This window comes from Xanthomonas chitinilytica, from assembly GCF_026107455.2.
Lineage (GTDB): Bacteria > Pseudomonadota > Gammaproteobacteria > Xanthomonadales > Xanthomonadaceae > Stenotrophomonas > Stenotrophomonas chitinilytica.
Window position 1 is genome coordinate 1 of the sequence record NZ_JAPCHY010000002.1, and the last position, 16,676, is coordinate 16,676.

The 16,676-nt window shown below is 68.7% G+C and carries 16 protein-coding genes and 4 tRNA genes; 5 read left to right on the plus strand and 15 right to left on the minus strand.

The window, feature by feature from the left end; translation table 11 throughout:
* The 13 genes from OK345_RS02095 to OK345_RS02155 form a co-directional block, all read right to left on the minus strand.
* The coding region (locus OK345_RS02095; RefSeq protein ID WP_265126257.1) for a GTP-binding protein at positions 1-407 on the minus strand (407 nt) is incomplete at its 3' end.
* A 46-nt stretch (positions 408-453) separates the two neighbouring features.
* Positions 454-529: transfer RNA gene (locus tag OK345_RS02100), tRNA-Thr, on the minus strand.
* Positions 530-562: 33 nt separating this feature from the next.
* Positions 563-636, minus strand: a tRNA-Gly gene (locus OK345_RS02105).
* A 29-nt stretch (positions 637-665) separates the two neighbouring features.
* Positions 666-751, minus strand: a tRNA-Tyr gene (locus OK345_RS02110).
* 137 nt (positions 752-888) lie between these two features.
* The gene (locus OK345_RS02115; protein ID WP_265126258.1) at positions 889-1,899 is read right to left on the minus strand and encodes an isoaspartyl peptidase/L-asparaginase family protein; all 1,011 of its coding nucleotides are present in this window, start codon (positions 1,897-1,899) and stop codon (positions 889-891) included.
* Between the two features lie 301 nt (positions 1,900-2,200).
* Positions 2,201-3,292: a redox-regulated ATPase YchF gene (ychF, locus tag OK345_RS02120; protein WP_265126259.1), complete on the minus strand. Its 1,092-nt coding sequence runs from the start codon at positions 3,290-3,292 to the stop codon at positions 2,201-2,203.
* A 67-nt stretch (positions 3,293-3,359) separates the two neighbouring features.
* Positions 3,360-3,941: an aminoacyl-tRNA hydrolase gene (gene pth / locus OK345_RS02125; protein WP_265126260.1), complete on the minus strand. Its 582-nt coding sequence runs from the start codon at positions 3,939-3,941 to the stop codon at positions 3,360-3,362.
* 52 nt (positions 3,942-3,993) lie between these two features.
* Entirely contained in the window at positions 3,994-4,617 is a 624-nt protein-coding gene (locus OK345_RS02130; protein WP_265126261.1) for a 50S ribosomal protein L25/general stress protein Ctc, read from the minus strand.
* A gap of 103 nt (positions 4,618-4,720) precedes the next feature.
* Positions 4,721-5,680, minus strand: a complete 960-nt coding sequence (locus OK345_RS02135) for a ribose-phosphate diphosphokinase (protein ID WP_265126262.1) — start codon at positions 5,678-5,680, stop codon at positions 4,721-4,723.
* Positions 5,681-5,751: 71 nt separating this feature from the next.
* Positions 5,752-5,828: transfer RNA gene (locus OK345_RS02140), tRNA-Gln, on the minus strand.
* A gap of 3 nt (positions 5,829-5,831) precedes the next feature.
* Positions 5,832-6,713 carry a 4-(cytidine 5'-diphospho)-2-C-methyl-D-erythritol kinase gene (ispE, locus tag OK345_RS02145; RefSeq protein ID WP_265126263.1) on the minus strand — a complete coding sequence of 294 codons (882 nt, stop codon included), beginning with the start codon at positions 6,711-6,713 and terminating at the stop codon, positions 5,832-5,834.
* Positions 6,710-7,369: a lipoprotein insertase outer membrane protein LolB gene (lolB, locus tag OK345_RS02150; protein WP_265126264.1), complete on the minus strand. Its 660-nt coding sequence runs from the start codon at positions 7,367-7,369 to the stop codon at positions 6,710-6,712. The genes ispE and lolB overlap by 4 nt, the downstream gene beginning before the upstream one ends.
* On the minus strand, positions 7,366-9,051 hold the full coding sequence (locus OK345_RS02155) for a tetratricopeptide repeat protein (protein ID WP_265126265.1): 1,686 nt from the start codon (positions 9,049-9,051) through the stop codon (positions 7,366-7,368). The genes lolB and OK345_RS02155 overlap by 4 nt, the downstream gene beginning before the upstream one ends.
* A gap of 67 nt (positions 9,052-9,118) precedes the next feature.
* Here OK345_RS02155 and hemA point away from each other — a divergent pair, with 67 nt between their 5' ends.
* The gene (hemA, locus tag OK345_RS02160) at positions 9,119-10,402 is read left to right on the plus strand and encodes a glutamyl-tRNA reductase (RefSeq protein ID WP_265126266.1); all 1,284 of its coding nucleotides are present in this window, start codon (positions 9,119-9,121) and stop codon (positions 10,400-10,402) included.
* Positions 10,380-11,465 (plus strand): peptide chain release factor 1, encoded by a 1,086-nt coding sequence (gene prfA / locus OK345_RS02165; protein WP_265126267.1) that lies wholly within the window; start codon positions 10,380-10,382, stop codon positions 11,463-11,465. The genes hemA and prfA overlap by 23 nt, the downstream gene beginning before the upstream one ends.
* Before the next feature lie 279 nt (positions 11,466-11,744).
* Here the strand turns inward: prfA and OK345_RS02170 are convergent, their stop codons facing one another.
* On the minus strand, positions 11,745-12,578 hold the full coding sequence (locus tag OK345_RS02170; RefSeq protein ID WP_265126268.1) for a pirin family protein: 834 nt from the start codon (positions 12,576-12,578) through the stop codon (positions 11,745-11,747).
* The gene (locus OK345_RS02175) at positions 12,575-13,168 is read right to left on the minus strand and encodes an NADPH-dependent FMN reductase (RefSeq protein ID WP_265126269.1); all 594 of its coding nucleotides are present in this window, start codon (positions 13,166-13,168) and stop codon (positions 12,575-12,577) included. Before OK345_RS02175 ends, OK345_RS02170 begins: the two co-directional genes overlap by 4 nt.
* 127 nt (positions 13,169-13,295) lie before the next feature.
* Here OK345_RS02175 and OK345_RS02180 point away from each other — a divergent pair, with 127 nt between their 5' ends.
* The 3 genes from OK345_RS02180 (at position 13,296) to OK345_RS02190 (ending at position 16,622) form a co-directional block, all read left to right on the plus strand.
* A complete protein-coding gene (locus OK345_RS02180) occupies positions 13,296-13,634 on the plus strand; it encodes a winged helix-turn-helix transcriptional regulator (protein ID WP_265126270.1) in 339 nt (112 codons plus the stop codon).
* Between the two features lie 4 nt (positions 13,635-13,638).
* Positions 13,639-14,391 carry an SDR family NAD(P)-dependent oxidoreductase gene (locus OK345_RS02185; RefSeq protein WP_265126271.1) on the plus strand — a complete coding sequence of 251 codons (753 nt, stop codon included), beginning with the start codon at positions 13,639-13,641 and terminating at the stop codon, positions 14,389-14,391.
* 533 nt (positions 14,392-14,924) lie between these two features.
* Entirely contained in the window at positions 14,925-16,622 is a 1,698-nt protein-coding gene (locus tag OK345_RS02190; RefSeq protein ID WP_265126272.1) for an O-linked N-acetylglucosamine transferase, SPINDLY family protein, read from the plus strand.
* The last annotated feature ends 54 nt before the right edge of the window (positions 16,623-16,676 follow it).

Below are 16,676 nucleotides of genomic sequence, written 5' to 3' on the forward strand. Positions count from 1 at the left end.
TTCAGGAACACGACGATGTACGGCACGCCGACCTGGCGCGACAGCAGGATGTGCTCGCGGGTCTGCGGCATCGGGCCGTCAGCGGCCGAGCACACCAGGATCGCGCCGTCCATCTGCGCGGCACCGGTAATCATGTTCTTGACGTAGTCGGCGTGACCCGGGCAGTCCACGTGGGCGTAGTGGCGGCTCTCGGATTCGTACTCGACGTGCGCGGTCGAGATCGTGATGCCACGGGCCTTTTCTTCCGGCGCGGCGTCGATCGAGGAGTAGTCCTTGAATTCGCCACCGAAACGCTCGGCGCCGATCTTGGTCAGCGCGGCGGTCAGCGTGGTCTTGCCATGGTCGACGTGGCCGATGGTGCCGACGTTGACGTGCGGCTTGGTACGCTCGAACTTACCCTTGGACATGGCTGCTTCTTCTCGGTAACAGGTTGGATGTAGTGCGTCTGAAAGATGGTGCTCACGAAAGGAATCGAACCTTCGACCTCCTCCTTACCAAGGAGGTGCTCTACCGACTGAGCTACGTGAGCGAGTTGTCTATTGTGACATGTATTGTCGTTCAATGGAGCGGGAGACGGGAATCGAACCCGCACCATCAGCTTGGAAGGCTGAGGTTCTACCGTTGAACTACTCCCGCACCGGGAACTTGTTGCCACAACGTGAAACTGGTGGAGGGAGGTGGATTCGAACCACCGAAGGCGTAAGCCAGCAGATTTACAGTCTGCCCCCGTTGGCCGCTTGGGTATCCCTCCTTTTTACCCTGCTCCGCGAGGCCGAAGCCAAATCGGTGCGGGGTGAAAGAGCCCGCAATTTTGGTGATGAATCCGGATCTTGTCAACAATCTTTTTCATCGAAAACACAAAAAGATCGCCATCCCCCGGAAACGGCCTCAGCCGCCGGGAAGCGGCAGGGTTTCGTCGGCGAAGATCGCCACGTGCGGGATGCCGTCGGCGCCGATCCAGCCGCGATACATGCCCTCGGTGTTGAACGGCAGCGCCGCCTGGCCGTCGGCGCCCAGCACGATCGCGCCACCGTCGCCGCCCAGCTGCGGAATGCGCCGGTTGATCACCTCCTCGCCGGCCTGCGCCGGGCTTTCGCCCAGGTAGGCCATGCGCGCGCAGATGTCGTGCGCGGCCCCGACGCGGATGTAGAACTCGCCCCAGCCGGTGCCGGACACCGCACAGCGGGCGTCGGCCCAGGTGCCGGCGCCGATCACCGGCGAATCCCCCACCCGGCCGTAGCGTTTATTGGTCATGCCGCCGGTGGAGGTGCCGGCCGCCAGCGCGCCCCGCGCATCCCGCGCCACGGCGCCGACGGTGCCGAAGTACCTGGCGGTTTCCAGATCCGCATGCGCCTGCCCGGCCCCCTCCTCCTTGAGCGCACGCTGCAACTGCTGCCAGCGCTTCTCGGTGCGGAACCAGGCCGGATCGACCAGCTCGATGCCCTGCTCGCGGGCGAAGGCCTCGGCGCCCTCGCCCACCATCATCACGTGCTTCGACTTCTCCATCACCGCCTGCGCCAGCAGGATCGGGTTGCGCACCCGGTGCACCCCGGCCACCGCGCCGGCGCCGAGGGTGGCGCCATCCATCAGCGAGGCGTCCAGTTCGTTGCGGCCGTCGTGGGTGAACACCGCGCCGCGGCCGGCGTTGAAGGCCGGATCGTCCTCGAGCACGGTGATCGCCGCGGTCACCGCCGCCAGCGCCGGCTTGCCCGCCGCCAGCTGCTGGTGGCCCTTGCGCAATGCGGCCTCCAGCGCCGCACGTGCGGCCGCCTCATCCTTGGCCGACAACCCCGAGCGCACGACACCCGCACCGCCGTGGATCACCAGCAACGGCTCCACGGCCATGGCGGCGGCCGGGAATACGGACAGGAACAGCAGCGCGACGGACTTCAGGTTCATGGGGTGGACTCCCGGCAAGGAGCCGCGATTCTATCCCCCGCCGCGCCGGCAACTGCCCGCTTCGGCCGCCCCGGAACGCGAAAACCCGCCTTGCGGCGGGTTTTCGTGCTGCCCGGGTCGCCGGGAGACCCCGACAGGACGGCGGCCCGGGGTTTCCGACAGAACCTGTCACCCCGCGAGACGCCCTGGCCGAAGCGCTTCATCAACGGCCGCAGGCGGGTGGGCCACCCCCTGCCCGGCGCGTTTGCCGGGAGAATCGCCGCCCCGCCCATGCGGGGTGCCGGCAAGGGCCCGGCCGGCGTCAGACGTTGAAGCGGAAGTGCAGGATGTCGCCTTCCTGGACCCGGTATTCCTTGCCCTCCAGGCGCAGGCGACCGGCTTCCTTGGCGCCGGCTTCGCCGCGGTACTTGATGAAGTCCTCGAACGAGATCGTCTCGGCGCGGATGAAGCCCTTCTCGAAATCGGTATGGATCACCGCCGCGGCCTGCGGCGCGGTGGCGCCGGCCTTGACCGTCCATGCGCGCACTTCCTTCACCCCGGCGGTGAAGTAAGTCTGCAGCCCCAGCAGGCTGTAGGCGGCGCGGATCACCCGGTTCAGGCCCGGCTCGTCCAGCCCCAGGTCGGCCAGGAACGCATCGCGGTCGGCGTCGTCCAGCTGCGACAGCTCTTCCTCGATCGCCGCCGACACCGGCACCACCTGGGCGCCTTCGGCCGCGGCGCGGGCGCGCACCGCATCCAGGTGCGGGTTGTTCTCGAAACCGTCCTCCAGCACGTTGGCGATGTACATCACCGGCTTGAGCGTGAGCAGGAACAGGTCGCGCACCAGCGCCTTCTCCTCCTCGTCCAGCCCGGCACTGCGGCCGGCCTTGCCGTCGGCCAGCGCGGCCTGCAGCTTGGCCAGCACCGGCTTGCGTGCCGCCGCGTCCTTGTCGCCGCCCTTGGCCGCGCGCTCGGCACGGTTGAGCGCCTTCTCGACGCTGTCCAGGTCGGCCAGCGCCAGCTCGGTGTCGATGGTGTCGATGTCCGACAGCGGGTCGACCTTGTTGTTGACGTGGATGACGTCGTCGTTCTCGAAGCAGCGCACCACGTGGGTGATCGCGTCGACCTCGCGGATGTGCGCCAGGAACTTGTTGCCCAGGCCTTCGCCGCTGGCGGCGCCGGCCACCAGCCCGGCGATGTCGACGAACTCGACCGCGGTCGGGACCACCTTCTGCGGGTTGATGATCTCGGCCAGCTGGTTCAGCCGCGGATCGGGCACCGGCACGATGCCGACGTTGGGCTCGATCGTGCAGAACGGGAAGTTGGCCGCGGCGATGCCCGCCTTGGTCAGCGCATTGAACAGGGTCGACTTGCCGACGTTGGGCAGGCCGACGATGCCGCATTTGATACCCATGGGAACTCCACGATTCGAGATTCGGGGCTGCGGTTTCGCGGCGGCGCCGGAAAACCGCAAGCCCGAATCAGGGCTTGGGGGTGTGCAGGCGCTTCATCGCCTCGTTGAAATCGCCGGCCACCGCCAAGGGCAGTACCGACACCGCATCGTCGACGGCGCGGCCGATCAGCGCATCGTCGTCCTTGCCGGGGCGCCCGAGCACCCACGACACCACGCGGTCCTTGTGACCCGGATGGCCGATGCCGATGCGCAGGCGATGGAAACGACCGTGCCCGAGCAGGCGGATGGTGTCGCGCAGGCCGTTCTGGCCGCCATGGCCGCCATCGAACTTGAGCCGCGCCACGCCCGGCGCCAGGTCGAGCTCGTCGTGCGCCAGCAGCGCCTCCTCCGGCTCGATCTTCCAGTAACGCAGGGCCGCGGTGACCGACTTGCCGCTGAGGTTCATGAACGTGGCCGGCTTGAGCAGCCATACCGGCTGCCCGGCGACGTCGATCTTGGCGATCTCGCCAAAGAGTTTGGAGTCCAGGCCCCAGCGCGCGCCGGCCTGTTCGACCAGGGCGTCAACGAAACGAAACCCGGCGTTGTGCCGGGTCTGGGCATGTTCGGGTCCGGGGTTGCCCAGACCGACGATCAGTCGCAAGCCAGTCATGCGTCAGCACGTCCGCTGCGCCCGCCCCGGAGGGCGGACGCAACGATGACGATTACTCGGCAGCCGCTGCTTCGTCGGCGGCGTCGGCATCGTCGCCCTTGCCGGCCTTGGCCGCGACGACGGCATCGTCGTGGTCCTTGCCCAGCTTCAGGCCCGGAATCTCGACGCCCTTCGGCAGCTTCAGGTTGGACAGGTAGATGATGTCGCCGGCCTTCAGCTCGGCCAGGTCGACTTCGATCGACTCCGGCAGGTCGCCCGGCAGGCAGGCGATGTTCACTTCCTTCAGCTCGTGGGTGACCACGACGTCGGCGGACTTGCCGGCCGGCGAGATCTCCTCGTTGATGAAGTGCAGCGGCACGGTGGCGTGCAGCACTTCGTTCGCGTTCACGCGCTGGAAGTCCAGGTGCATGATCAGCTGCTTGAACGGGTGGCGCTGGATATCGCGCAGCAGCACCTTGTAGACCTGGCCGTCCAGGTTCAGGTCCAGGATCGACGAGTAGAACCAGTCGTTCTGCTGGGCCAGCCACACTTCGTTGTGGTTCAGCTGGATGTTGGCCGGGGCACGGTCGCCGCCGTACACCACTGCCGGGACCTGGCCTTCGCGACGCAGGCGGCGGCTCGCACCCTGCCCTTGACCTTCGCGACGCTGGACCTTGATTTCATGACTCTTAGCCATTTTTCACTACCTAGGTTGATGACCGCCGAAGCGGCATTTTGATGGCCCACCCGCGACCAGGCGGGCCAGGATTCCGCCAGCCGTCGCCGGCCGGCGGGGAAACTCAATCGACGTACAGCGAGCTGACCGACTCGCCGAAGGCGATGCGGCGCATCGTCTCGGCCAGCATCTCGGCCACGCTGATCTGGCGGATCTTGCTGCACACCCGCGCCGCATCGGACAGCGGGATGGTGTCGGTCACCACCAGCTCGTCGAGCTGGGAATTGTTGAGGTTGTCCACCGCCGGGCCGGACAGCACGGCGTGGGTGCAGTACGCGGCCACCTTCAGCGCGCCGCGCGCCTTCAGCGCGGCGGCGGCGGCGCACAGGGTGCCGGCGGTGTCGACGATGTCGTCGACCATCACGCAGGTCTTGCCCTCGACGTCGCCGATGATGTTCATCACCGTGGAGACGTTGGCGCGCGGGCGGCGCTTGTCGATGATCGCCAGGTCGGCGTCGTCCAGGCGCTTGGCCACGGCGCGCGCGCGCACCACGCCGCCCACGTCCGGGCTGACCACGATCAGGTTGTCGGTGCCGTAGGCGCGCCAGATGTCGGCCAGCAGCAGCGGCGAGGCATAGACGTTGTCCACCGGCATGTCGAAGAAGCCCTGGATCTGGTCGGCATGCAGGTCCACGGTCAGCAGCTGGTCGGTGTTGACCGCGCTGAACATCTTGGCCGCCACCTTGGCGGTGATCGGCACGCGCGAGGAACGCATGCGGCGATCCTGGCGGGCGTAGCCGAAGTACGGCACCACCGCGGTGACGCTGGCCGCCGAGGCGCGCTTGAGCGCGTCGATGATGACCAGCAGCTCCATCAGGTTCTCGGCGCTGGGCGCGCAGGTCGGCTGGATCACGAACACGTCCTGCTTGCGCACGTTCTCCTGGATCTCCACCTGCACTTCGCCGTCGGAGAAGGTGGACACCAGCGCCTTGCCCGGGCGGATGCCCAGCTCCTTGCAGATGCTCTGCGCCAGGTGCTTGTTGGCATTGCCGGAGAACACCAGCAGATTGGGGGCGTTTTGCATGAAGGTTCTCTCGGGTGGGCGCGTAGCGGAGGAACGTGATCGGGTGCAGCGGGAACGCGGATGTTCCGGAGTGGCAGGGGCGGTAGGATTCGAACCTACGAATGCCAGGATCAAAACCTGGTGCCTTGGGCCTCTTGGCGACGCCCCTGCATCAAACTTGCTTCATCGCCGCCAGCGCATCGAGCAACGGCGAGCGCTCCGCGCCTGCCACCACCCATGCCCGCAACCGCTCCGGCAATCGCACCAGGGCCTGCTCTGCGGCAGCGCGCGTGGCGAACTCGACGAAGCAGCCGCTGCCCGACCCGGTCAAGCGTGCCCGGCCGATGCTGGACAACGCCTGGAACGCGCTTTCGATGGCGGGTTCACGGCGGCGCAGCACCGGCTCGAACGCATTGCCGAGCAGAGCCCCGGAAGCGAAGTCCGCTATTTTCGCGGGCGCGGCATCCCGCGTCAAATCCGGGGACTGGAACAGGGCGGCGGTGGGCACGTGCACCTGCGGATCGACCAGCACGTACCAGGCCGGCGCCAGCGCCAGCGGTACCAGCTCCTCGCCCACGCCTTCGGCCCAGGCGTTGCGGCCGCGCACGAACACCGGCACGTCGGCGCCCAGCGCCAGCCCCAGCGCGGCCAGCGCATCTTCATCCAGCCCGGCGCCCCACAGCGCGTTCAGCGCCACCAGCACGGTCGCCGCATCGGACGAGCCGCCACCGAAGCCGCCACCGGCAGGAATGCGCTTTTCGATGCGGATATCCACACCTTCGGCGATATTCGCCGAATTTTTCAGCAGGGTCGCCGCCCGTACCGCCAGGTCGTCGGCCTCGGCGACACCGGCCACCGAGGCGCCGTGGCGGCAGATCCGGCCGTCGCCACGCGGGCGCAGGGCGATGCTGTCGCCCCAATCCAGCAGCCGGAAAACCGTCTGCAGCCGGTGGTAGCCGTCGGCGCGACGGCCGGTGATCTGCAGGAACAGGTTCAGCTTGGCCGGGGCCGGCCAGTGCGACCAGCCATCGTCCGGCAGCGCGGGAACGCTCATGGAACCTCGAAACTCCACTGGTCGACGATCAAGCGCACCTTGGCATCGCCGCGGGTGGCCTCGATGCGGCGCGGCAGCGCCGGACGCCCATCCTCGGCCGGGTACCAGTCGAGGAAGCCGATGTCCCAGCCCAGCTGGTGCAGGGTCCGCGGCCGGCCTTCGGCATCGCTGCCCAGCCGCTCCGGCGCCGGCGCATCGGCCGCCACCAGTCCGCGTACCCAGTCCGGCAGCTGGTTGACCGGGATATCCCAGCCGGTGGCCTCCAGCAACAGCCACTGCGCGTCGTCGCCGGCGCGCGGGCCGCCGTCCAGCCCTTCCAGGCGCGCGCCCGGCTGGCGGCTGTCGCCGGAAAGCCGCCAGCTCTGCCGGGTCACCGGTGCCGCCAGCTGGATGTGGTATTGCCGGTCCTGCTGCTGCCAGTCGATGCGGCCGTTGCCGCCGTCGCGGCCCTTGCTGACCGCCACCCGGCCCTGGAACGTCCAGTCCGGCTGCGCGCGCAGCTGCGCCTGGCGCTCGGCCTCGGCCTGCCGCGCCTGTTCGGACACCTCGACCACTTCCTCCGGCGCCGGCGCCTTGCGCGACCCCAGCGAGCCGCAGGCGGCCAGCGACAGCACCGCCAGCGCCAGCAACGGCGCCCTGAAAATCGAATGCGTCATACGCCCAGTTTCTCGATGGCGCGTTGCAGCGCGCGGTTGTCCGGATCCAGCTTGCGGGCCTCGTCGAAGAAGCGCCGGGCCTCGTCCTGCTGCCCCAGCACCCACAGCACCTCGCCGACGTGGGCGGCGATCTCCGGGTCCTTGGCCAGCGACCAGGCCCGGCGCAGCTGCACCAGCGCTTCCTCGTTGCGGCCCAGGCGGTACAGCACCCAGCCGTAGCTGTCGACGATGGCGGCGTTGTCCGGCTCGGCGACGCGGGCGCGGTCGATCAGCTCCAGCGCCTCCTGGTAGCGGGTGGTGCGGTCGGCCAGGGTGTAGCCCAGTGCGTTGAGCGCGGCCACGCTCTCCGGCTCGGTGACCAGGATCTTGCGCAGGTCGGCTTCGGCCCGCTCGATGTCGTCGCCCCGCTCCCAGGCCAGCGCGCGGGCATACAGCAGCGCGTTCTCGTCCGGATAGGCGGCCAGGCCGCGGCCGAGCACCTCCAGCTCGCCGGCGGCATCGTCGCTGCGCTGGTACAGCTCGGCCTCGAGCAGGTAGGCGTCGCGGCGCGCTTCGTCCTCCACCGCGGCATCGGCCTGGATCGCGCGCGCGGCCTGCAGCGCCCCTGCCCTGTCGCCCAGCTCGTAACGGGCGTTGGCGGCGCGCAGCCGCGCCTCGCTGCGCTGCGGGCCGTCCGGCACGCGCTGGTACCAGTCCACGGCCTCCTGGTGGCGCTTGAGGAACTCGGCGATCTTGCCCAGCAGCAGTTGCTGGCCGGGATCGGGCGTATCGGTCCCGGCCGCCAGCTCTTCGTACAACGCAGCCAGTGCCGCCTCGTCCTGCTGCTTGGCCAGCAGCGAGGCGCGCATGCCCCAGGTCTGCAGGTCCTGCGGCCCGGTGCCCAGCACCCGCTCGGCCGCACGCGCCTCGCCCAGCGCGTCGTAGGCGAACGCCAGCGCATTGCGCAGTTCCGGGTCGGCAACCGTCTTCGGTTCCACCCCGGCGAGCACCTGCAAGGCGTCGTCCTTCCTGCCGGCCTGGTTGAGCTGGGTGGCGTGCAGCAGGGCCACCCGCGGCTCGTCCGGGAAGCGCCGGACCACTTCGCCGACCATGCGCTGGGCCAGTTCCGGACGGTCCATGCGCAGCGCCAGCCGGCCGAACTCCTGCCAGGCTTCCAACCGGTCGGGAATGGCGCCGGCGTCGACCAGCTCGCCCAGCACCTGGGCCGGAACGGCCGGATCGCGCCCGCCGCCGGCCAACGCCACCAGAGCGAAGCGCCAGCCGCGCGGATCGCGGTCGCGCAACAGACCCAGCAGTTCGCGCCGGGCCTTGCGCAGCTCGCCCTGGCGCAAGGCCAGCGAGGCGCGGGTGCTGCGCATTCCCAGCGAACCGGGATCGCGCTGCGCCCACAACGCCAGCGCCTGCGTGGCGCGGGCATCGTCGTCGGCCAGCATGGCGATGCGTGCGGCGCGCTCGGCCAGCCCGGCGTCGTCCTTGCCCGCCTGCGCCGCCTCCAGGTACCAGCGCGCGGCATCGGCCAGCTTGCCGGCCTGCAACGCGAATTCGCCGGCCAGCACCGGCGTCAGCGACGCCGCCTCCTCGGCCGTGGGTGCGGACGATGGCCCCGCCGGGCGCGCGGCCAGCAGGGGAAAAGCGGGCAGCGCCAGCAACAGAACGCTACAGATGCGAATCAATACGGGCATCGAGGACAACCGGACCGTAAAATGGCGGCCTTGAATGGCCAGCAGCTTATCGCAAGCAACTGAACAGATGACCCTGTGGGTGCTCGGACTGAATCACCAGACCGCGCCGGTGGACCTGCGCGAACGGGTCTCCTTCGGCGGCGACGCGCTGTCGCGGGCGATGGCCTCGCTGCGGCAGAGTCCGCAGCTGGCCGAGGCGGTGCTGCTGTCCACCTGCAACCGCACCGAGCTGTACGCGGTGGCCGAACGCGGCGAAGCGCTGGCGCACTGGCTGGAGTCGCAGGCCGGCGGACTGCAGGGCTACCTGTACCAGCACCATGACGCCGATGCGGTGCGCCACCTGTTCCGGGTCGCCACCGGGCTGGACTCGATGGTGCTGGGCGAACCGCAGATCCTGGGCCAGGTGAAGGACGCCTGGGCGCTGGCGCGCGACGCCGGCGTGCTCGGCCATCGCCTGGACCGGTTGTTCCAGCAGACCTTCTCGGTGGCCAAGCGCGCCCGCACCGACACCCGGGTCGGCGCCAACCCGGTGTCGGTGGCCTCCATCGCGGTGCGGCTGGCGCAGAACTCGTTCGCGCGGCTGGACGAATCCACGGTGCTGCTGGTCGGCGCCGGCGAGACCATCGAACTGGCCGCCAAACACCTGAGCGAAGGCAAGGTGCGGCGGCTGCTGATCGCCAACCGCACCCTCGCCCACGCCCAGGAACTGGCCAGCCGCTACGGCGGCGTGGCGCTGCCGCTGACCGAGCTGGAGCGCCACCTGGCCGAGGCCGACGTGGTGTTCTCGGCCACCGCCGCGCGCGAGCCGGTGATCGCCGCCGCCCAGGTCGCCACCGCGCTGCGTGCGCGCAAGCACAAGCCGATGCTGCTGTTCGACCTGGCGGTGCCGCGCGACATCGAGGCCAGCGTGGGCAAACTGGCCGACGCCTACCTGTATACCGTCGACGACCTGGAGCGCGCGGTCGAGGACAACCGCCGCAGCCGCCGCGAAGCCGCGGCCGAGGCCGAGGCGATCATCGACCTGCAGGTCGCCCGCTACCTGGAAACCCTGCACGCCAGCGCCCACCAGGCGCCGCTCAAGCAGCTGCGCGCCTACGGCGAGGCCACCCGCATCGAGATGCTGGACAAGGCGCGCCAGCAGCTGGCCCACGGCAAGTCGCCGGAGGAAGTGCTGGAACTGCTGGCGCACAGCCTCACCAACCGCCTGCTGCACCCGCCCACCGCCGCCCTGCGCGAAGCCGCGCTCAACGGCGACACCGACCTGACCCGCGCCGCCGAGCGCCTGTTCCCGGCCAGCCCGGGCTACCGACACCCCGTTGCGAGGAACGATGACGCCGACCCTGCGCCGTAAGCTGGAAGCGCTGGCCGAGCGCCGCGAAGAGCTGGAACGCCTGCTGTCCGACCCGGGAGTGCTCGCCGACAACGAGCGCTTCCGCAACTTCTCGCGCGAGTTCGCGCAGCTGGAGCCGGTGGCCGTGGCACTGGCCGACGAAGCCCGCGCCAAGGCCGACCTGGCCGCGGCCGAGGCGATGCGCGCCGACCCGGAAATGCGCGAGCTGGCCGACGAGGAGATCGCCATCGCCCAGGCCCGGCTGACCGAACTGGACGCGGCGCTGGCGCTGCTGCTGGTGCCGCGCGACCCGCGCGACGACGGCAACCTGTTCCTGGAAGTGCGCGCCGGCACCGGCGGCGACGAGGCGGCGATCTTCGCCGGCGACCTGTTCCGCATGTACGCCCGCTACGCCGAGCGCCAGGGCTGGAAGGTCGAGATCGAATCGGACAGCCCCGGCGAGCACGGCGGCTACAAGGAGATCGTGGCCCGCATCGTCGGCCGCGGAGCATATTCCAAGCTGAAGTTCGAATCCGGCACCCACCGCGTGCAGCGCGTGCCGGCCACCGAATCGCAGGGCCGCATCCACACCTCGGCCGCCACCGTGGCGATCATCCCCGAGGCCGACGACGTCGAGGACATCGCCATCAACCCGGCCGACCTGAAGATCGACACCTTCCGCTCCTCCGGCGCCGGCGGCCAGCACGTCAACAAGACCGAATCGGCGATCCGCATCACCCACGTGCCGAGCGGCGTGGTGGTCGAATGCCAGACCGAGCGCAGCCAGCACGCCAACCGCGACAAGGCGATGAAGCGCCTGAAAGCGCAGCTGCTGGACGCCGAGCGCAGCAAGCAGGCGGCCGCCGAAGCGCAGACCCGCAAGCTGCAGGTCGGCAGCGGCGACCGCAGCCAGCGCATCCGTACCTACAACTTCCCGCAGGGCCGCATCACCGACCACCGCATCGAAGGGCTGACCCTGTACGACCTGCCCAACATCATCGAGGGCGACCTCGACGCGCTGGTCGAGCGCCTGCAGCACGAGCACCAGGTGGACGAACTGGCGCGGCTGGCCGAGGGCAACTGAGCGGTCTAGCGTGACCGCTGCGTTCGTCCTCCCGCCATCTTCGGGCACGATCCCCGCCAGCCGGCTTCGGCTCCCGGACTGCGTTGTCCGGGCGAAGGGAAGCCACTGATATAACCCGCATCTTCGGGGCGTCATGCCGGACCATTGCCGGGCAGCCGCTGCCGGCCAAATGCAGCCCCAAAGTGTCCGGCACCGCGCAGCCCCAAGCTTGTTGACGAGTGATCAGCAGGCACCTGCCGCTGTCTGGCAATTCCAAACAGGCTTGGGCAAAGCGTTGCCTCAGATACGCCCGAGCTTGCGCAGTTCAGCGCCAAGCTTCCGGATGTACCGCTCCCCTTGCGCCAAGGCGCCCGGGCTGGTGTGAACCGAGTGGCGGCCAATCGCCAACTCGTGGTCATGCGGTTTCGAGGCACCCAGGACGAAGTGGGCATCGCTTTTTGCCTCGAAGACAACGCCGCCATCCGAGCGCTCAAAGACGATCAATTCGCCAGCAACAACATCATCCGGCACCGACAGCGCGCCCTCCGCGAGCGCAATCCAAAGCAGGTCTTGCCCCTCGGGCGGCGTGAAGCGCCAGGTCTCGCCGGCCGCGAGCCGCACGGTGAGCAACGTGACAGGCAGGTCGGATGCGACCTTGCCCGTTGCCGATCCACTGCACCCCAACAGGACCCGCGCAGGACCGTCCTCATCGATCTCGTTCGACCCGATGTAACGCGAAGCGAAATTTGCAAGCTCCAGCCCGGGCGGCAGTGCAAGCCACAGTTGAAACCCGGCCACGCGCCCTTCGACCGCGCCACCGCCGTGCCACATGCCCTTGCCGGCCATCATCCATTCGAAACCGCCTGGCAGGACCGTGCCCTGTGTGCCGCTCGGATCGGTATAGGCCACTGCGCCTTCGAATACGCCGGTAACGGTCGCGATGCCCGAGTGGGGATGCAATCCGAACATCATCTCGGGGCCATCCTTGTCGAACAGGTCGAAATAGACGAACGGCTTGAGCACATGCCCGAGTTCATCGGGGCTGATGAACCGCGCACCGCGGCCACGCGTGCGATGGGCGATCCTTCGCCCGGATCGCCCCGTGGGGTGCGTGGCCGTGTCCGAACGGGTCATGCTGCGAGCGCTTTCGCGGCCATCGTTGCCTTGGCCCACCACAGCAGTTCGTCCAGTGCGGTCTCGGCGGAGGGCAGCAGGCTGGCCTCGATATCCTCGATCGGCTTGTTGCCGAACATCGGATGCACGGCGAAGAAATCGCCGCCGCCGATGTGGACCGCGGCGTGCGTCGACACCATTTGCAGCTCCACGCCGATCAGCCGCAGGTGTTCGACGGCGCGCGCCGCCCCGATGCCGCCGTAGCCGATCGCCGTGAACGGCTTGCGGTTCCACTCCTTGTAGGCCTGATCGAGCGCGTTCTTGAGAACCCCGGTGATCGAATGGTTGTATTCGGCGACCACGAAGATGTAGCCATCGAAGCGGCCGATCGTTTCCTGCCAGCGGACAGCCTCGGGGTTCCGGCTTGGCATCCACATGTTGGAAGCCATCTCGTCGAAGAACGGCAGCGGGTGATCGCGCAGGTCGACCAACTCCACGTCCATGTCTCCACGCGCCCGGGCCTGCTTCAGGATCCATTGCGCGGGGACGTCGGCAAACCGGGTCGGGCGGGTCGAACCGATGATGACGGCAATTCTCGGCTTTGAGTTCACGGTAACCTTCCGTATGCTGGTTTCTGTTGGATACCACGCTAGGGCAAGTCATCGGACCCTACAAGGAGGCACTTTGAGGAAACCAACTCACCGCGGAGATAGCGCCCAGTGCGGGCATATCAGCGGCATGATCGCGAGGATCAGCGACAAGTGGACGATGCTCGTGGTGCACGTCCTCGGCAGCGGCCCCTGCCGCTTCAATGCACTGCGCCGTGAGGTCGGCGAGATCAGCCAGAAGGTGCTGGCCTCGACCTTGCGGGACCTGGAGGAAAACGGCTTCGTTTCCCGTACGGTGACCCCGGTGAAACCACCCCAGGTCGAGTATGCGTTGACCGAACTCGGGTTCGAGCTTCTTGTCCCGGTACGGGCGCTCGCCGAGTGGGTCATCGAGAATTCGCCGCGCATGGACGCGGCACGCGCGGCCTATGCCAAGCGCCGCAGCATCGAAGAACGAAAGAGGATCTAGCGCCATGAAAGCATTTGCCGACAAAGTCGTTCTCGTCACCGGCGGCACCTCTGGCATTGGCCGGGCCACCGCCCTTGCCTTTGCCCAGGAAGGGGCCAGCGTCGTCGTTGCCGGACGAAGGGAGGATGAGGGCGCCGAATCCGTCGCGCTCATCGGGCAGGCAGGCGGCAAAGGACTCTTCGTGCGGGCCGATGTTTCGGTCGAAGACGAGATTGCAGCGATGGTCGCGCGGGCCGTCGAGGTGTTCGGCGGCCTGCATTTCGCATTCAACAACGCGGGAGTCTTTCTCCCGCCCGCCCCCATTACCGAAATAACCACCGAGGCCATCGACCGCATCCTGGCCGTCAACGTGCGCGGCACCGCGCTGTGCATGAAGCACGAAATCCCGGCGATCATGAAAAGCGGCGGCGGCGGCATCGTCAATACCGCCTCGTTCCTGGGCATCCGAGCCTTTCCCGGCTCGGCGATTTACAACGCGAGCAAGTCTGCCGTCATCGGGCTGACCAAATCGGCGGCGGTGGAATTCGCTTCGCAAGGCGTCCGGGTCAATGTGGTATGCCCAGGCGTGATCGACACGCCCATGAACGAGGAGATGCGGGCGGAGGAAAGCGGTCGCGAATTCCTGAACGGACTGCAGCCGATGAAGCGTACTGGCCGCCCCGAGGAGATCGCCGGGGCGGTGCTTTACCTGTGCTCGCCGAGCGCGGGGTTCACCACGGGCGCGACTCTCGGCGTGGATGGAGGAATCACGGTCTAGAGGACTTCGATCAAGAACCGGGAAGGGTCGTTCGCTCTCGCCCCTCTCGCGGGATCCGTTTCGTCAGGCCCGGCGAGCACACCTGACCATCAGAACGGCTCGCACAGAAGCGGGAGGACCGGGCTCGTGCGACAGGCCCTCTGCAGGCGAACCATTCGCGGTGGCGCACTTCTTCTCCGGCCCTCGAGGTGCTCATCGGCCTGGCCCGCGGATCGCGCGTGGCAGGGTCATGGTTGCCGCGGCGAGCTGCCGACACCTCAGCGGCCGCTTGCAGTCGAACACCGCCTTCCAGCGGGCCACCGGCAAGTCCGATCACGCCGTCGGCAGGCCGACCATCCAGGATCGGCTTGCCGATGCATCTGCCTTCACATGCCGACCAGCATGGGCTGCATCGTGCGTGGATACAGGAACAGAACTATCCATCGGCAGGGTGGCGAAAACCCAGCCTCGCCATCGGGGACAGGCGCACATGGTGGGCACGACAGCGCCCGACACGGCAAAATCACCTCACTCTCTGCAACAGCTCCTCGCGCATGAACTCCCCCGCCGACGAACGCCAGCAGCTGCGACTGGCGGTGCAGCGCCAACCCGCCGACTTCATCGCCTGGGTGATGCTGGCCGACGCCGAACTGGGCGCGGGCGACCTGGCTGCCGGCGAAGCAGCCGCGCAACGTGCGTTGCGGTTGCGACCGGAGCATCCCGAAGCATTGGCGCGGCTGGGCCGCACGCGCTGGATGCAGGGCCGCCACGACGAGGCCGCCGGCCTGCTGCAACGCGCTTCCGACCAGGTACCTCAGCACCCGGGCATCGCGTTGTGGCTGGGCCATGCGCTGGAAGACGCCCGCCAACCCGAGGCCGCCGCCGAAGCCTATCGCCGCGCCCACGCGCTGATGCCCGGCGAGGCCTACATGGCCACGCAACGGTTGAACTGGCAGCGCCGGCTGTGCGACTGGCGCGAGCTGGATGCATTGTCGCGGCAGGTGCGCGCCGCCGTCGCGCAGGGCAACCCGGCGGTGGAGCCGTTCGCTTTCCTCAGCGAGGACGCCAGCGCCGCCGAGCAACTGGCCTGCGCCCGCCGGCGCGCGCAGGCGGTCGCCCGATCGGTGCGGCCACTGCCGCCAGCGCGGTTGCGCACACCAGGGCCGCTGCGCATCGGTTTCCTGTCCAATGGCTTCGGCGCGCATCCCACCGGGCTGCTGACGGTGGCGCTGTTCGAGCAGTTGCGCGCGTACCCGCAACTGCAGGTGCACCTGTTCGCGCTCAACCGCGACGACGGCAGCGCGATCCGCCAGCGCCTGCGCGGGGCCGCCCACACTCTGCACGACGTCGCCGGGCGGCCGCACGCAGCCATCGCCGCACGTATCCGCGAGGCCGGCATCGACGTGCTGTTCGACCTGCGCGGCTGGGGCGGCGGCGGCACGCCCGAGGTACTGGCGATGCGGCCGGCGCCGGTGCAGGTCAACTGGCTGGCCTATCCCGGGACGTCCGGCGCGCCGTGGATCGACTACGTACTGGCCGATGCTTTCGTGCTGCCGCCGGCGCTGGAGCCGGCCTTCAGCGAGCAGGTGCTGCGCTTGCCGCGCGCGTTCCAGCCTTCGGACAACACCCGCGTGGTCGAGCAACCGCCATCACGCCGGGACTGCGGCCTGCCCGAGCGCGGCGAAGATGGCAGCGGCGTGGTGTTCTGCTGCTTCAACAACAGCTACAAACTCAACCCGCGCAGCGTGGGCCGTCTGCTGCGGGTGCTGCGCGGCGTCCCCGGCAGCGTGCTGTGGCTGCTGTCCGGCCCCGGCCGCGCCGACGAGCGGCTGCGCGAGGTCGCCCGCCAGCAGGGCGTGGAGCCGGCGCGGCTGGTGTTCATGCCAAAACTGCCGCATCCGCAGTACCTGGCGCGTTACCGCCATGCCGACCTGTTCCTCGACACCCATCCCTACAACGCCCACACCACCGCCTCCGATGCGCTGTGGGCCGGCTGCCCGGTGCTGACCGCGCCCGGCGCCACCTTCGCCGCGCGCGTGGCCGGCAGCCTCAACCATCATCTCGGGCTGGATGAAATGAACGTGGCCGACGATGAGGCTTTCATCGCCAAGGCCATTGCGCTGGGCAACGACCCGGCGGCATTGCGCGAACTGCGCCAGCGGCTGGGCGATGCGCGCCGCGATGCCGGGTTGTTCGACATGGCCGGTTTTGCCGGCGACTTCGCCGCGTTGCTGCAAGGTCTGTACCCGTAGATGCGGGGCTTGCCCCGCACGTGGCATTCCCGGCAATGCCCTGTGCGGGGCAAG

What these genes read in the sequence shown, in the direction of transcription:
- ispE (WP_265126263.1), bottom strand. Translation starts at nt 6,713, where the DNA reads ATGAGCGTTCCCGCGCTGCCGGACGATGGCTGGTCGCACTGGCCGGCC.
- OK345_RS02130 (WP_265126261.1), bottom strand. Translation starts at nt 4,617, where the DNA reads ATGGCTAAGAGTCATGAAATCAAGGTCCAGCGTCGCGAAGGTCAAGGG.
- prfA (WP_265126267.1), top strand. Translation starts at nt 10,380, where the DNA reads ATGACGCCGACCCTGCGCCGTAAGCTGGAAGCGCTGGCCGAGCGCCGC.
- OK345_RS02170 (WP_265126268.1), bottom strand. Translation starts at nt 12,578, where the DNA reads ATGACCCGTTCGGACACGGCCACGCACCCCACGGGGCGATCCGGGCGA.
- OK345_RS02180 (WP_265126270.1), top strand. Translation starts at nt 13,296, where the DNA reads ATGATCGCGAGGATCAGCGACAAGTGGACGATGCTCGTGGTGCACGTC.
- OK345_RS02185 (WP_265126271.1), top strand. Translation starts at nt 13,639, where the DNA reads ATGAAAGCATTTGCCGACAAAGTCGTTCTCGTCACCGGCGGCACCTCT.
- hemA (WP_265126266.1), top strand. Translation starts at nt 9,119, where the DNA reads ATGACCCTGTGGGTGCTCGGACTGAATCACCAGACCGCGCCGGTGGAC.
- pth (WP_265126260.1), bottom strand. Translation starts at nt 3,941, where the DNA reads ATGACTGGCTTGCGACTGATCGTCGGTCTGGGCAACCCCGGACCCGAA.
- lolB (WP_265126264.1), bottom strand. Translation starts at nt 7,369, where the DNA reads ATGACGCATTCGATTTTCAGGGCGCCGTTGCTGGCGCTGGCGGTGCTG.
- OK345_RS02135 (WP_265126262.1), bottom strand. Translation starts at nt 5,680, where the DNA reads ATGCAAAACGCCCCCAATCTGCTGGTGTTCTCCGGCAATGCCAACAAG.
- OK345_RS02190 (WP_265126272.1), top strand. Translation starts at nt 14,925, where the DNA reads ATGAACTCCCCCGCCGACGAACGCCAGCAGCTGCGACTGGCGGTGCAG.
- OK345_RS02115 (WP_265126258.1), bottom strand. Translation starts at nt 1,899, where the DNA reads ATGAACCTGAAGTCCGTCGCGCTGCTGTTCCTGTCCGTATTCCCGGCC.
- OK345_RS02155 (WP_265126265.1), bottom strand. Translation starts at nt 9,051, where the DNA reads ATGCCCGTATTGATTCGCATCTGTAGCGTTCTGTTGCTGGCGCTGCCC.
- ychF (WP_265126259.1), bottom strand. Translation starts at nt 3,292, where the DNA reads ATGGGTATCAAATGCGGCATCGTCGGCCTGCCCAACGTCGGCAAGTCG.